Source organism: Flavobacterium pygoscelis (genome assembly GCF_023162025.1).
GTDB lineage: Bacteria > Bacteroidota > Bacteroidia > Flavobacteriales > Flavobacteriaceae > Flavobacterium > Flavobacterium pygoscelis.
In genome coordinates this window covers 86,742-103,349 of record NZ_JALNUB010000001.1, presented here as the reverse complement: position 1 = coordinate 103,349, position 16,608 = coordinate 86,742, and the positions used below count along the sequence as shown (strand labels likewise).

General features: G+C 33.0%; 9 protein-coding genes. 3 read left to right on the top strand and 6 right to left on the bottom strand.

Features of this window, described 5'->3' with window-relative positions:
- Positions 1-119: 119 nt before the first annotated feature.
- Complete coding sequence (locus MW871_RS00420) at positions 120-1,292, top strand: beta-ketoacyl synthase N-terminal-like domain-containing protein (RefSeq protein ID WP_248427202.1); 1,173 nt, start codon at positions 120-122, stop codon at positions 1,290-1,292.
- 11 nt (positions 1,293-1,303) lie between these two features.
- Here MW871_RS00420 and MW871_RS00415 read toward each other — a convergent pair whose 3' ends face one another.
- Complete coding sequence (locus MW871_RS00415; RefSeq protein ID WP_427854608.1) at positions 1,304-1,810, bottom strand: regulatory protein RecX; 507 nt, start codon at positions 1,808-1,810, stop codon at positions 1,304-1,306.
- 399 nt (positions 1,811-2,209) lie between these two features.
- On the opposite strand from MW871_RS00415, the gene MW871_RS00410 reads away from it, so the two are divergent.
- Positions 2,210-6,322, top strand: a complete 4,113-nt coding sequence (locus tag MW871_RS00410; protein ID WP_248427201.1) for a T9SS sorting signal type C domain-containing protein — start codon at positions 2,210-2,212, stop codon at positions 6,320-6,322.
- Between the two features lie 298 nt (positions 6,323-6,620).
- Entirely contained in the window at positions 6,621-10,481 is a 3,861-nt protein-coding gene (locus tag MW871_RS00405) for a T9SS sorting signal type C domain-containing protein (RefSeq protein WP_248427200.1), read from the top strand.
- 124 nt (positions 10,482-10,605) lie between these two features.
- Here the strand turns inward: MW871_RS00405 and bioB are convergent, their stop codons facing one another.
- From bioB to pth, 5 genes are all read right to left on the bottom strand, one after another.
- Positions 10,606-11,697 carry a biotin synthase BioB gene (bioB, locus tag MW871_RS00400; RefSeq protein ID WP_210644958.1) on the bottom strand — a complete coding sequence of 364 codons (1,092 nt, stop codon included), beginning with the start codon at positions 11,695-11,697 and terminating at the stop codon, positions 10,606-10,608.
- A gap of 246 nt (positions 11,698-11,943) precedes the next feature.
- A complete protein-coding gene (locus tag MW871_RS00395) occupies positions 11,944-12,399 on the bottom strand; it encodes a hypothetical protein (protein ID WP_188049132.1) in 456 nt (151 codons plus the stop codon).
- Positions 12,400-12,502: 103 nt separating this feature from the next.
- A complete protein-coding gene (locus MW871_RS00390) occupies positions 12,503-13,432 on the bottom strand; it encodes a bifunctional riboflavin kinase/FAD synthetase (RefSeq protein ID WP_248427199.1) in 930 nt (309 codons plus the stop codon).
- Positions 13,433-13,528: 96 nt separating this feature from the next.
- The gene (locus tag MW871_RS00385) at positions 13,529-15,556 is read right to left on the bottom strand and encodes a M43 family zinc metalloprotease (protein ID WP_248427198.1); all 2,028 of its coding nucleotides are present in this window, start codon (positions 15,554-15,556) and stop codon (positions 13,529-13,531) included.
- A 113-nt stretch (positions 15,557-15,669) separates the two neighbouring features.
- Entirely contained in the window at positions 15,670-16,296 is a 627-nt protein-coding gene (pth, locus tag MW871_RS00380) for an aminoacyl-tRNA hydrolase (protein WP_248427197.1), read from the bottom strand.
- Positions 16,297-16,608 lie beyond the last annotated feature (312 nt).

The window sequence follows — 16,608 nt, the reverse complement described above, 5'->3', positions numbered from 1 at the left end:
CAATTTATTCCGTTTAAAATTTAGTGGAAACAACATTAGAAATTTGAACGAATTATTCTGTTTTATGATTAAGCTATTTTTAAAATAATATCGCAATTTCTGCAAATAAATTTAATATTTTGTTACAAACTATTTCTATAACTGCTATCAATTCTATTTCAGCATTAGGTACTGAACCTATAAAGATTTGGGAAAATTACCTTCGAGAACAGCATTTTTTTACGGCTCAGAATTTAGACCATAAAAAAACGGTAGTTGCCGGTTTAGATAATGATTCTAATTTGTTGATAGATTCATTAAGACAATCGGATAATAAATACAAATCTTTAGATAAATCTGTTTTGTATGCGATGTTAGTTTCTAGAAAAGCGATGGCTACTGCAGGTTGGGCGCAGGAAGATACTTTTGGTATTAATATAGGTTCTTCTCGTGGTGCCACTGACTTATTTGAAAAACATTATCGCGAATATGTAGCAACTGGAAAAGCTCAAACGCTAGCTTCTCCTACGACCACTTTGGGGAACATTTCTTCATGGGTAGCACACGACTTGCAAAGTGCAGGACCTGAAATATCTCATTCTATAACTTGTTCTACTGCTTTGCACTCCGTTCTAAATGGTGTAGCCTGGCTTCGAGCTGGTATGGCAGATAAGTTTATGGTAGGTGGAAGTGAAGCGCCATTAACTGATTTTACTATCGCTCAAATGCGCGCTTTGAAGATTTACTCAAATCACGAAAATGCAGCTAATGAAACTATTCAATGGCCAAATCGAGCCTTAGATTTAGAAAAGAAACAGAGTACTATGATTCTTGGTGAAGGTGCTGGAGTGTGTTGTATTGAATTTGGAAAAAAGGAAAATGCTTTGGCTTACATAGAAGGAATAGGGTATGCGACTGAAATCTTAGAGCATAACATTTCAATTTCTGCAGAGGCAACTTGTTTTCAGAAATCGATGAAAATGGCTTTGCAAAACACCTCTTTATCAGACGTAGATGTAATAGTGATGCATGCGCCAGGAACAGTAAAAGGCGATTTGACAGAATACCGAGCTATAGAAATAGTTTTTGGTGACCAATTGCCACTTTTAACCAGTAATAAATGGAAAATTGGTCACACTTTTGGGGCCTCTGGAATACTGAGCATGGAACTTGCTATCATGATGATGCAGAAGGACATTTTTATTGGAATTCCTTTCTTAAGCGAACAAATAAAAACTAAACCCATAAAAAAAGTATTAATCAATGCTGTAGGTTTTGGAGGAAATGCGGTGAGTATTTTGTTGTCCTTGTAGTATTTAGGATTTTATTGTTTTGAATCTGTTTCTAATTCTTTTACTTTATCGTAAATTAAATGGCTTTCAAAACCTTTTCTAAGTAAGTAGTCACAGAACTTTTTCTTCTTTTTAAGAGTGTTTGTTTCTCGAATAGATTGCCAATTTTTTTCGGCTAATGTGTGAAAAGTAACTAGGTATTCTTCTGCACTTATTTCTTTAAGTGCTGTGTTTATTAATGTTTGATTTATCTTTTTAAACTTTAATTCGTTTGTAATTCTAATTTTCCCCCATTGCTTGATGCGGTGTTTTCCTCTAGCAAAACTGCAAGCAAAGCGTTCTTCATTAAGGAAATTGTCTGATATAAGTTGAACTAAAATCGTGTCGATTTCCTTAGAATCCATTTTCATGCTGTAAAGTTTTTGAATCACTTCCTCATGACACCTTTCTTGATAGGCACAAAAATGTTCTATTTTGGATAAAGCTTCTTTTATGGTAAAAACATCTTTCATGTCTAAATTTTTATAGGTAGACCCCATTTTTTTAAATCTGTATTGAGAGCAAAAATACTATTTCAAAAATAAATCTATCGATGCACTATAGGGATTAATAAAATTATTTTTTAGTATAAAAAAGCTGGAAAAAGAATGTAATAATAAGAATTCTTTTCAATTCACTTCAATCCTTATCACTGCAAAGAGTAAACGGGTACTAATTTTTTTCTCAACACTTATTTTTACTGGAATAGTTTGGTGATTTTAACCAAAAGTAATAAATCCAAAAAATGTATTTCAACGGGTAAATCAGCTCTTAGTCGATTAGATTTCTTTTTATTTAAAACGGCAGACTATATTGCGTGATTGACCGTCTTTATAGTTTTTAAACAAAAAATACGGCTCAAATATTGATTATTTAGCCCAATATATAAAATTTTGCTCATGATTAAAAAATTACTTTTTTTAGTTTTATTTTTTTTAAATATTATTTCGATTCATTCTCAATGTTCTTATCCTTCAGTAGATAAATCAGTGGGTACTTATACTTTTTGTGTAGATAAAAATAATTCATACACAACTGGAAATGTTAAAGCTGGTGAGTATGCTTTAGTAGATGTAGTAAAAGGGTTCCGTTACACTTTTTCTGTAGGAGATATTTTTCCCGGAAACGAAAATTTAACATTATTTAATGCTTCTAATAATTCTAATTTAGGATTAAGTGGTTATGCAAGTAACGTTTCTGGTACAACAATTTCAAATTGGGTTTCCCCTTTTTCAGGTCAGATTAAAATATTACTTTCAAGAGGTGACTGCAATAATGATGCTAATACTGTAAGTGGCGCTTTAACACTTACTTTAAATAGTATAGGAAATACACAAGATGATCAAACTAAATCAGGAGTAGATAAATGGATTGGTCACGTTTATAATTGGACAGGAAGTGCACCTCCAGGAGGAGTTTCACCCACTACTCCTTCAGTTTCAGGTCCGTTTATAACTACTAATTATGTTGGTTATTACAATATTCCGACCGAGAGTATTAATGAAAATTTTGGCGGAGATAATAATTGTTTCAATGTGCTTTCTGATGAGGTATTAAGATCTAGTATTCAGACTGAGACTTTTGCAGTGCGTTATCGCATGAAATCTACAAAATCAGGATGCTATTTCTTAAATGTGAGTGGAGATGACGGAGTCAGAGTTTATATTGATAATGTTTTAGTTTTAGATAAATGGAAAGATCAACAGAGTACTTCTTTTTGTAATAATTTAATACGATTAAATGGAAACAGTACTATTGTTTTGGATTATTATGAAAATGGTGGTCAGAATACAGTATCGTTAAGTTTAACTGCTTTAGATGGTTCTTCGAATGTTATTACTAGTTCAAAGGATATAAAAATATGTAGCGAAATTTCACCTGGTAAAATTGATGGAACGGCACTTACTACATGTGGGGGAGGTTCTAACACCACATACCAGTGGCAAGTGTCTGATGACGATGTTAGTTTTAAGGATATTAATGGGGCTAATACGGAAGATTATACACCAAAACCAATTACAACAACCGGCACTGTAATAAAATATTATCGAAGATTTTTGAAAGCTTTTGCAAGTAATGCTGCATCTTGTGATTTTCCCACTGCTTCAGTCAAAATTACCACAAGTGGTGGCTCTAAATTGGTTACGCCTCTAATTAACGGCTCAAATACAGCAACTCAAAATACTTCAGGTTTGATTTATAGTGTTGCAATAATTCCTAATGCTATAACTTATAATTGGACAGTTCCTGCTGGTTGGATAATTACATCTGGAGCAAACACTAATAGCATAACTGTTACCTCAGGTTCTTTAGGCGAAAATGGTAATATCTCAGTATATGCTTCCAATGGTTGTGCTGCAAATAATAGTATTACTAAAAGTCTTGCAGTTACAGTTATATCACAAAATCCATTAATTAATTTAGTTAAAACTGATGAGAATTGTTCTATAGATAATGACGGTAAAATCAATGTTTCTCTTAGCGGTGGACTTACGAATGTACGTTATATCAAATTAACACAAAAATATGCAAGTTCTGATGCTTACCAACAAGTGGCAGAGATTCAGGCTTATGAGATATTCACAAATGTTAATGTTGCTTTAGCTTCAAATGGAGCTGATGCAACAGCAAGTAGTGTTTATCAAGATAACATTAGTGGTTTTGGTCCAATGAAAACTATTGATAATAATAATAGTTCAATTTGGCACAGTAAAACAGCAAGTATTGATGAATGGATAAAGGTAGATTTGAAAGCGGTAAAAAATCTAAATAGAATTAGGATTTATAATCGAGAAGATTGTTGTCAAGCAAGAGGTCAAAACATGTTATTAGAGCTATTCAACGGAAATAATAATTTAGTTTATTCTAAATACGTAGATCTTCGCGGAGTAAGTAATGCTAATTTTATAGATGTAGATATTTTGAATGTAACTTGGTCTGATGGAGCAACAACTATGAACAGGGCTGGTTTAGATTCAGATATTTATAAGTTGAATTACTCTGATGCTTTAGGCTTTTCTACTAGTAATTCAGTGGAAATTGTTGCTGCAAAACCAACTCCCAATGCACCAGTTATTAAATTAACCACTCATCCTGATTGTCTAATTAAAACAGGAAGTGTTGAGCTGACTGGTTTACCAACAGGTTCTTGGACCATAACTACAATTCCTGCCACAGCAAATTTACTAGGAACTTCGGGGTCTACTGCAACTACTACAGTAAGTGGTTTAAATCCTAATACAAATTACACTTTTACCGTTTCAAATGGAAGTTGTAGTTCATCACCATCAGTTAGTGTTTTCATAAAAGCATTGCCTCTAGTGGCAACATACAACAATGGATGGACTAATGGTCCGCCAACCATTGAGCAGAGTATTGTTTTTGCGTCCAATTATTCTTCTTCAGGAAATATAGTAGGGTGTGACTGTAAAGTTAATCCGGGAAAAAATGTCACCATCAATTCAGGTCATACCTTAACACTTACAAACGGTTTAAATACGGTAGGAGCTTTATTGACCATAGAAGATACAGGAAGTCTAGTACAGATTAACGATGCAGCCATCAATTATGGTAAAATAAAATATGTAAGAGTAACCAATACTGGGGTTAGAAATACTGATTTTACCTATTGGTCTTCGCCAGTAGCGCAATCAAAATTAGGAGGTACTGGAGGAATGGAATACCAACCAGCTAATCTTGAAGGAACTTATTTTGATTCATTTTATGTAGATGCTGTAAACCAATATTGGCAAAGTGAATCAATGTCTAATGAAATGATTCCTACACGTGGTTATAGCATTAGAGGTCCTGGACCAATCAATGCAAATCCTCTTAGTTTTTTACAAGTTACTTTTGAAGGTACTCCAAATAATGGTGCGTACTCTATTCCTAATGTTTTTGAAGGGAAGTCCTATCTTGTTGGAAATCCATATCCTTCGGCATTAGATGCAGATCAATTTTTAATTGATAATAGAGATGTGTTAGATGGAACTCTTTATTTCTGGACACACAAAACGCAAGTTGGTATAGGAGTTAGTAAGCCAGGTTCTGGTTTATATGCCTACTCTGGGGACGATTATGCTACATACAACTTAACTGGTGGTACAGCAACTGCGAAAGCTGCTCCTAGCGATCCAGATAAATCGCTTAATAATCCTTTTATACCTAACGGAAAAATTGCTGCAGGGCAAGGGTTTTTTGCGAATACTAAACTTTCGCCTGAGTCTAATATTATTAAATTTACCAATAGTATGCGAGTGGGAGTAAAAGGAAATACAGGTACTAATACTCAGTTTTTTAAGACAGCCACTACAAAATCAAAAAAAACTACTTCTATCGAAAAGAATCGACTTTGGTTGAATCTTTATAGTGATGAAGGTGCTTTTAAGCAGTTATTAGTGGGTTATATTACTGGAGCTACAAATGAATATGATAATGGTTATGATGGAGAGACTTTTGATGGAAATGAACTTGCAGACTTCTATAGTATAAACCAAGAAACAAACTTTGCAATTCAGGGTAGGGCTTTGCCATTTGAGGCAAGTGATGTTGTTCCTCTAGGATACAGAAGTAAAGAAAAAGTAACTATGAGTATTGATATCGATCAAGTTGATGGTGCTATCGAATCTCAAAATATCTTTATTGAAGATAAAATGTTAAACGTAGTTCATGATTTGAAAAAAGGTGCTTACACATTTACTTCAGAAGCTGGAGTTTTTAATGACCGGTTTGTGTTACGTTACACCAATAAAATTTTAGGAAATGTTGATTTTGATTTGTTGAATGATCAAGTGATTATTTCTAAAGATAAAAAGGAATTAAAAATAAAATCGGAAATCGAAACAATTAAAAGAGTAACTGTTTTTGATTTATTAGGTAAAAAAGTCTTGGATAAAGAACTGCTTAATGAGACTGAATTCCGTTCTTCAACTATTGGTTTAAGCAAACAAGTTGGAATTGTAAAAGTAACTTTAAGTAGTGATAAAGTAATCACTAAAAAAATAGCCTTTTAAAACTAATACAAGTCTTTAAATTATTAAATATATCCCATTCTGATCTAAACAGAATGGGATTTTTTTTTAACCTTTAATCAAATTTGGTTAATATTAAATGATTGACTTAATTCCTGATTTTTTTTTATAGGAATTGAGTTGCTATTTGTTTTTTTAATAGTCTAAGTAGTATTTAATTTTTTGTAAATATCACTAAATGTGGGTATTGTGTATTTTTTGTTTTCTTGTTATTTTTATTTAAAATAGGAAATATTTTCTGTTTGGCTATTTTTAATAGAAACCTTAAAATCATCTAGATTTGAAAACAAAACTACTTTTATTCGGCATTGCATTTGGTTTTTTGATGTCAACAGTTGGTTATTCGCAACAAGGAAAATCTGATGCAGCTTTTAATACTTATGATAGTGGCTTGTTAGGTGATGGATTTGATGGAGTGGTTCGAACGGTTTCGCTGCAATCGGATGGAAAACTAATTGTAGGAGGGGAATTTCTAAACTTTAATGGTGCTCCAACGCCTTATTTATGCCGCTTATTTCCGGACGGGAGTAAAGATACTTTGTTCTTATTAGGAAGTAGTTTTAATGCAAATGTATATTCTTCGTTGATACAGTCTGATGGGAAAATAATAATTGGAGGTTCTTTTACTTTGTATAATGGTTCGGTTATCGGAAAGTTAGTTCGGCTGAATTCTGATGGTTCTCAAGATCTTACTTTTGATACAGCAGTAGCAGCAAACTCTGGAATAATTCATGCTATTGCTATGCAAATCGATGGGAGTATAGTTGTTGTAGGTAGTTTTGCAAAATATAATGGTGTTGCTGTAAATAAAATTGCTAGGATTTTGCCAAATGGTACTCTTGACACTTCATTTGCAACGGGAACTGGCGCCAATGGTTTAGTGGATGCTATTCAAATTCAGTCCGATGGTAAAATACTAATTGCGGGTTCTTTTACTGTTTTTAATGGAACTGCTTGTGGCAGAATTATTAGATTAAATAGCAATGGTTCTTTTGATTCTAGTTTTAGTAATGGTTCGGGTTTTGATGATACTGTGAGAACTCTTGCCCTTCAAACAGATGGTAAAATTCTAGTTGGAGGTGATTTTCTAAACTATAATGCTGTTTCTGCCCATAAGATAATTCGATTAAATAATGATGGTAGTATAGATGCTTCTTTCAATATAGGAACAGGGTTTAGTGACGGAGGTGTTTACTTTATAAAATTAGGTAATAATGGCTCTATTATGGTTGGCGGTTCATTTCATTCTTTTTATAATGGAACTGATGTTAATAGGTTAGTGTACTTAGATTCTAATGGTAGCATTGTTCCAACATTTGATATTAGTACTGGTCCTGCTACGGCTACTATATTAACTTTAGCATCAGATGCAAGCGGTAATTGGTATATAGGTGGTTCTTTTTTAGTGTTTGATTCTCAAAATCAAGGAAGATTGGCTAAGATTGATAATAACGGCACATTAGATATTGGCTATTTAACAGCTGGAGTTGGTTTTGATAATTCTGTTTTAAAAATTATTTCGTTATCGGATAATAAAACCATGATTTTTGGAAATTTTACTAAGTTTAATGGCGCTGTCGCCAATAGAATTGCTCGATTATTAGAGGATGGCACAATAGATTTAACCTTTAATTCAAACGGCATTGGTGCTGGTAATAGTATTAGAGCTGCAGTAATACAACCTGATAATAAAATTCTTTTTGCAGGAAGCTTTCTTAGCTATAACGGTTTTTTAAATAATCGAATTGCTCGTGTTTTAGCTGATGGTTCTGCTGATCAGAGTTTTACAATTGGTACTGGATTTAATAATCAAGTGTATGCATTGGCCTTGCAAAGTGATGGAAAAATTATTGTTGGAGGTAATTTTACAAGTTATAACGGTAGTGTTGCCAACAGAATTGTTCGATTATTGGCTAATGGGGCTATTGATGCAACTTTTAATACTGGTTTAGGTGCTGATGCTATAGTAGAAACCGTTTTAATACAGCCTGATGGGAAAATACTTTTAGGAGGTCGATTCTCAAATTACAATGGGTTTTCTAAAAACAAGTTGGTTTGTTTAAATACTGATGGAAGTGTTGATTTGGGTTTTTCTGTTGGTTCAGGTTTTGACAAAAATGTTTACTCATTGGCGATGCTTCCTGATAATAAAATTATTATTGGAGGCTCTTTTTTAAATTATAATGGGAATGCAGTTAAAAGGATTGTAAGATTAAATAGCAATGGTGGGTTAGATAGTAGTTTTCAAATCGGTTCCGGTTTTAGTAACGGTGAAATTAGATCTATTTTAGTTCAGCCAGACAATCGCTTATTAATAGGTGGTACATTTTCCGGCACCTTCAATGGGAAACCAGTCAAACGCCTATTAAGATTACTATCAGACGGTGGTCATGATCCTAGTTTTATAGCGGACTTAAATAGTACATTATTCAGTATTTGTTTTACTCCTGATGCAAAAGTAATTATTGGAGGAAATTTTAATTCGGTTTCTGGATTAACCAAACATCGCATCGCTAGACTTAAATTGTGTAATAATAGTTCTATTTGGGATGGAGTTTCATGGAGTAACGGACCACCTTCGGTAGGAAAGGAATTGCATTTTAATTCTGATTACAACATTACAGCAACTGTTAATTCCTGTTTATGCGCAATAGCTTCAGGACATAAAGTTACCGTTAAAAAGGGTAATACTTTAGCTCTTACTTTTGATTTTTCGGGTCTTGGAATTTTGCATTTAGAAAATAATGCGTCCCTTTATCAATCGGATGATGAGATTGTAAATACGGGAGTTATGAATCTAGAAAGAGAAACTACTGCTGTTGTAAGTACGGATTATAGTTATTGGTCATCGCCCGTGTTTAGTCAAAAATTAATTGATCTATCTCCAAATACGCTTTCGGAAAAATTCTACTCTTTTGATGCTGCGACAAATGATTGGTTCACTGAGTTGCCATCTCAAGTAATGAAACAGGGTAAAGGATATATAATTCGAGGTCCTGAAGATTTTTCTACAATAGATCCGGCTATTTACAAGGCTCAGTTTTTAGGTATTCCAAATAATGGAGAATTTTTAATATCAGTTGGATCGAATAATACTTCAAATCTCTTGGGAAATCCTTACCCTTCTGCAATTGATGCAGATGTATTCCTAGCAGTCAACTCTGAAGTTCTGGATGGAACTATTTATTTATGGACTCATAACACACCAATTACTAATAATGAATATACTTCTAGTGATTATGCGGTTTATAATAGATTGGGTGGTGTAGCAACCAGAGCCGCTATCAATTTAGGATTAAACAACACTAAGCCTGACGGCAAAATTGCTTCTGGACAAGCGTTTTTTACAACAAGTATTAGTAGCGGTAAAAACGTCATTTTTAATAATAGTATGCGTGTGATTGATCAGAATGCCTCTTTTTTCAAATCCAAAGGGGATAAGAAATCTAAAATAAATCAACTTGAAAAACATCGTATTTGGTTGAATTTATCAAATAAAGAAGGCCTCTTTAAGCAAGCTTTAATAGGATATAGTTCTGGAGCTACAAATGAATATGACTCTTCCTTTGATGGAGAAAGTTTCAATGGGAATCAATATCTAGATTTTTATAGTATTAGTCAAGATAAGAATTTAGTAATTCAAGGAAGAGCTTTGCCCTTTGATGAAGATGATTTGGTTTTTATAGGATATCGAATTACTATTGCGGGTTTGTTTACAATTAGTATTGATCAGATAGATGGTATTTTGTTACACAAATCAGTCTTCTTAGAAGATAAGTTAACTAATGTTATTTTTGATTTAAAGAAAGCTAATTATAATTTCGAAACGGCAATAGGAACTTTTAATGATCGATTTATCCTTCGATATACAGATAAAACACTAGATCTTAATGAGGTTGTAAAACCTGATAACAGATTGATTATTAGTTTTCAAAATGATTTTTTGAAAATAAATTCTTTAGATAATTTAATCGATGAGATCACTATTTATGATATTTCAGGAAAAAGAATCTGGCATAAAGATTCTATAAATGATGCCTACTTTCAAATAACCAATTCTTTTATAAAACAACAGATTCTAATAGTTAAAGTTCTTTTAGACAATGGAACAAGTAGTACAAGGAAAGTTATCGTTCCTTAAAAATTAAAAAAAAATAGTTGTTTCTATAAATTGTGAATAGTTTTTGGTTCCTATTGCAAAAAAAATGCTCCTAGAAATACTAGGAGCATGATTTATAAAATATAGATTGATTTTAAAGCCGTTGTTAAACTGTTTTACCTTTTGCAGATGCTTCTAGGTTTCTTTCAATTTCATGTCCTGGTCTAGACCATTTAGGTTTTTCGCCTAACGGAGCAAATTGCGAGTCTAATGCTTCAACGGTTTGTGGCTGTGAAACTTTTGTAAAAGGTTTTTGTGGGTTCAAACCTAGCATTTCAAACATTTTCATGTCTTCGTTTACATCTGGATTAGGAGTCGTAAGCAATTTGTCTCCTGCAAATATAGAATTGGCTCCAGCAAAAAAGCACATCGCTTGACCTTCGCGACTCATGTTCATTCTTCCTGCTGATAATCTAACTTGTGTTTCTGGCATAATGATTCTAGTTGTAGCAACCATTCGTATCATTTCCCAAATTTCTACAGGTTTTTCTTCTTCCATAGGAGTTCCTTCAACGGCAACTAACGCATTAATTGGCACGGATTCCGGTTGAGGATTTAATGTAGAAAGCGCCACTAACATTCCTGCTCTATCTTCGATACTTTCTCCCATTCCAATAATTCCACCACTACATACGGTAACATTCGTTTTGCGTACGTTTTCGATAGTTTGCAAACGGTCTTCAAAACCACGAGTCGAAATAACTTCTTTATAATATTCCTCAGAAGTATCTAAATTGTGATTGTAAGCATATAATCCCGCTTCTGCTAAACGGTGTGCTTGATTTTCAGTAATCATACCCAAGGTACAACATACTTCCATGTCTAGCTTATTAATGGTACGAACCATTTCTAAAACTTGATCAAACTCTGGTCCATCTTTTACATTTCTCCAGGCTGCTCCCATGCATACACGAGAAGATCCTGTAGATTTTGCACGCAAAGCTTGTGCTTTTACTTGACTAACAGACATAAGATCGTTTCCTTCAATTTCAGTGTGGTAACGAGCTGCTTGTGGACAATATCCACAATCTTCCGGACATCCCCCAGTTTTTATAGATAGTAAAGTGGATACCTGAACCACATTAGGATCATGATGCTCTCTATGAATAGTAGCTGCTTCAAAAAGCAAATCCATCATAGGTTTATTATATATTGCGATTATCTCGTCTTTAGTCCAATTGTGTTTTGTAATACTCATCGATACGATTTTTTGATGTTCCAAAAGTAGTTAAATTGTTCTAAAGAATCAATGCATTCGTTTCTAAAATATTAGTCATGATCTTTTTTTAACAGTAGAAATAATCGCTACTAACAAAGCTTTATTTGCGTTTTTAAAATCTATTTTTTAAATAAAATACGCTTATAAATTAAATTTTATAAAACTTATAAAACCTTAATTACTATTTTAATTTCAGATAAAGAATAAATTACAACTACAATCCGTTTATACTTTAACACTATGTTTGTCAGATCTATAACGAGTGTCCCAAAGTAACATTAAAATAAAGGTGACAATTACTGCAGAACTAAATCCTTCAAATAAAAGTGAAATAGAATAGGTCATTATGGAAGGTTCTCCTCCAAAAAGAAAAGTTTTAGATAAAGTGGCGATATATTCGTCTCCACCTTTAAAATAACTGTAAGAAATAAGCGCAACTACACTAAGAAAAACTCCAATTATTGCTGTCAATAATGCAGACATTCCGTTGGAGCCTAATGATTTTTTTCCTTCAATAAAATTAGCTTTTAGTGTTCTATTCGTTCCGTAAAAAATGAACAAAACATTAAAAACGCGAAGAAGATAAATATCGGCTAAGCCCAAAAGTTCCATTACTAAGAAATAAAGTCCAATTCCCAGTACTATAATCCATCCATTTACTAATTCTTTAGGTATTTTCATGTTGCTGATTTAAGGTTATAATTACTTGATAAATAATGTTTTAAACTCAAATTTACAACAAAAAGAAAATTATTCTTAAAAAAATAAAGAATACATAGCTTATTTATAAATCATTCAAATAGCTGATTGCTATTTGTTTGTCTTTTTCTAGTTGCTCTTTTAACAAGGTAACAGAAGCGAATTTTTGTTCGGAGCGAATTCTTTGTAAGACAGAAACCTGGAGTTCCTTATCATATAAATTAGCATCGAAGTCAAAATAATGAATTTCTATAGAGTGATTTTGACCATCCACTGTTGGGTTAAAACCAATGTTCATCATTCCGTAAACTATTTTGTTTTCTATATAACTTTTTACAATATATACGCCATTCTGAGGAATCAGTTTATAGTTTTCTAGAATTTTTAAGTTCGCTGTTGGAAAATTTATGGTTCTTCCTAATTGTTTTCCTAAGATTACAGTGCCAGTTAAAAAATAATCATAACCTAAATAATCATTAGCTAAAGTCATGTTGCCGTCTAGAAGTGCCGTTCTAATTTTTGTAGAACTAACTGAAATTTCATTGATTTCTTGAACCGAAATTTGCTCTACTTCAAAACCATATTGTTCCCCAAATGAAATAAGGTCGTCAATATCGGCAGTACGATTTCTGCCAAAACGATGGTCGTAACCAATAATTATTTTGTGAATATGAAATCGATCTATTAAAATAGTTTTTACAAAATCTTCGGCTGTAAGTCTTGAAAAAGTTTCATCAAAAGGGTGAATGACTAAGTTTTCAAGTCCAATTTTTTCTAATAATTCTATTTTTTCATCAATGGTATTGAGCAACTTAATGTCACAGTCTTCTTGTAAAACCATTCTCGGATGTGGAAAAAAAGTAAGTACTAAACTTTCGTATTTTTCATTATCGGTGTTTTGTATAACTCTTTCAAGGATTTTTTTGTGACCAATATGAACGCCGTCAAAGGTGCCTAAAGTTATAACTGTTTTTTTTGTAGAACTGAAATCGTTTATAGAATGAAAAATCTTCAAAGCAAGTGTTTTATAATGGCAAATTTAAGACATACAATTGATAAATCTAAAAAAGGATTGAAAACTTCAATCCTTTTTTTAACTATTCTAATTTGTTTATTTCTTTATGAATCGAATGGTCTTTATTTCGGATTCATTTTTTGTTAATTTCAAAAAATAAATGCCTTGAGCAATATCAGATACATTTACTTGTAAATCTTGCTTTGTTACAATTTTTTTCGATTTTATAATTTGACCCAAACTATTTACAATGGTGTAATTATCTGGATTTATTGTGCTATTCTCAATGAATATATTTAATAAACTTGAGGCGGGATTTGGATATACAAAAACACTTTTTGATTCCTTCGTTTCCTCTGTTGGTATTGCGCCTATTATAAAGTGATTTGTTTTTTGATTTCTAAAGGCTGCGCCAGACCCAATAATTTCCCCTGTTGAGGTTGTTAATGTGTAAAAACCATTTCCGTATTTGCAACAAAAACCGTCTGACTCACTGTCGAATATTGTAAAAGTGTAGCAGCCGTTATTTGTTAAGTTAAAAGTAGTATTTATGACTGGCGGAATGTTTTCAGTGTCCACATAAGGTCCGCCTTGGTATACTGTTTTACCGTCACTGTTAGTTAGTTTCCAAGTTGTTTCTGAACCATATTCATCCAATTGAAGCGCTAATTTTACAGTTGTAGATGAATAGCTTTTGGTGCTTTCAAAATTTACAGCTGCACTATTATTATTGGTGTTTTGATCTACGGTTGTATTTGCTTTTGTGATCAAAACAGAAAAGATGTGATTGCCTCCAGTGGTCTTTAAACTGTTTAACGTAATTTCTTTTGCTTCGTCAGTTGATAAATTGCCAATCCAATCCAAGGTTTGTAAATTAGTATTGTCAATTCCGAAAGTAATAGATGCAGCGGTAAGTGGAGCGCTTCCTTTATTAACTATTTTGATTGTAGGTGTAAAGGAATTACCGCAAGGATCAAGGTTTAAATCTACAATAGTTACAGCAGCGTCATTAGTGAATATTGTTCCTGGTAAAAGCGCATCAGAATTTTTTAGCGAGGCTCTTCTGATCGAATTGTTCATAACAGTGGTTATTCTAGTCTTTTGATCATTGGTAAAAATATTCATGCAGGCATCATAAGTATAATCCATATAGTTTTCTACCATATCTAATCCCGGTGAATTAGGGCAGGAATCAATATTTGTTGGGCAACCTTCGTTAGATTGGCCCGAATTAGGAGTGTCTTCACAATAATCATCCACACTACAATCTCCGTCTCCCCAAATGTGTCTTAATCCTAGCCAATGTCCTATTTCGTGTGATGTTGTTCTTCCCTTGTCATAGTTAGCTGTGTAAGTTCCTCCAGGAAAGTAGGACGAAGATCCAAAGTAGGAGTAGCCAATAACGACACCATCGGTTACCGCGTCTCCAGCATCATTATCTAAACCCACAAGACCTGAAGTGCTTGGAAATTGTGCGTAACCCAAAACATCTGTGCTTTTGAGTTTAACGACCCAAATATTAAGATATTTTTCTGGATTCCATTGAGTCAGCGGTTTTACTACTTCATCAATATCTTCTAAAGACCAGCTTTCGCGTTCTAAATTAACGTGATTTATACCATTTGACAAGACTCCCGAAGGATCTCTTTTTGCAAGTACAAATTCAATTTCGACATCAGCTCCAGCGGGATGGGTATTGTAGCCTGGAGTATTGATTTTTTTTCGATAATCTTCGTTTAAGACCTTGATTTGAGAAATAACTTGCTCGTCATAAATATTTTCGTCTGCACCTAATAGGTCGCCATTGTGAATGACATGAACCACCACAGGAATTTGAATTGTTGCATTTAATTTAAGACCATTTGAAAAAGTTTGTTTTTTCTTTTTGTCTGATATTATTCTAGGTGCAATCCATTTTTCAAACTCATTTGTTGAAGGTCTCTTGTTATTTTTTGATTTTAAATATGCTTCGTATTCGGTACTCGCACATCGAATTACTGCACCTTCAGTAAGAAGTTGCTTTTTGCCAAAAAGCTCGATTTCGTGCTTCATGTTTCCTTGTGCTAAACCACAATGAATGGTAAAAAAAAGAGATAATAAAAAAATAAGAGTAATTTTTTTCATCGTTTTGATTTTCTAATGTATTCTGAAATCAGTTTTCTTATACTCTTTTTAATGAGTTTATTGTTTTATTATGCTTTAAAAAAAGAGTTTATTATTACAAAACACTTCTTTTTTTATTTTCCATTAAAGAAAGTCATAGTGTTTTCTAAACCAGCACTTCCAAAAGACTTTATGATTTCAGAAGCGATTTCTAAGCGTTCGGGTAAGGCTGTCTTTTCTGTATCATCCCAATCTCCAAGGACGTAATCGACTTGCTTTCCTTTTTTGAATTCGTCGCTTATGCCAAAACGGAATCGCGCATAATTTTGAGTGTTTAGAACTAGATTAATATTTTTTAATCCATTATGACCACCGTCACTTCCTTTTGGACGAATGCGGATGCTTCCGAAAGAAAGATTTAAATCATCGGTAATGACTAATATGTTTTCTATTGCAATCTTTTCTTTCTCCATCCAATACTGCACCGCTTTACCACTCAAGTTCATATACGTGTTTGGTTTAAGAAGAAAGAAGGTTCGTCCTTTGAACTTATATTCTGCTAAGCTTCCTAATTTTACGGTTTCAAAAGAAATACTCTCTTTTTTGGCTAAAAAGTCTAAAACTTTAAAACCGATATTGTGGCGGGTGTTTACATACTCAGCACCGATATTACCGAGTCCAACTATTAAATATTTCTTCATATCTGGGGTATTGTCTTCTGTTTTTTTTGATGAAAACAGTTCTTGTATCCATTTTATCATAGTGCAAAAGTAAACTTAATTACATAATTTATGGTAAACTGTGGGATTGTAATTTTGTGTTTGTTGTTCTTTTTGAAGGTTTTCAAATTTTATAAGTTTTTGGACTTATTTAGTAGGCGAGTAAAAAGTAGAAAATGTTCAATTATAGCCCCGATTGTAGAGGAAATCCTTTTTATGAGCTTTTTAGCGAACAAAAAGATTGTACTGAAAAGCGGGAAGGGTTTTGTAAAGTAACTAAGCGCGATTGCTCCTTGTTTTTAAAACAAAAAAAAAGCACCAGTTTTGCAACTGATGCTTTTAAATATGATTGAA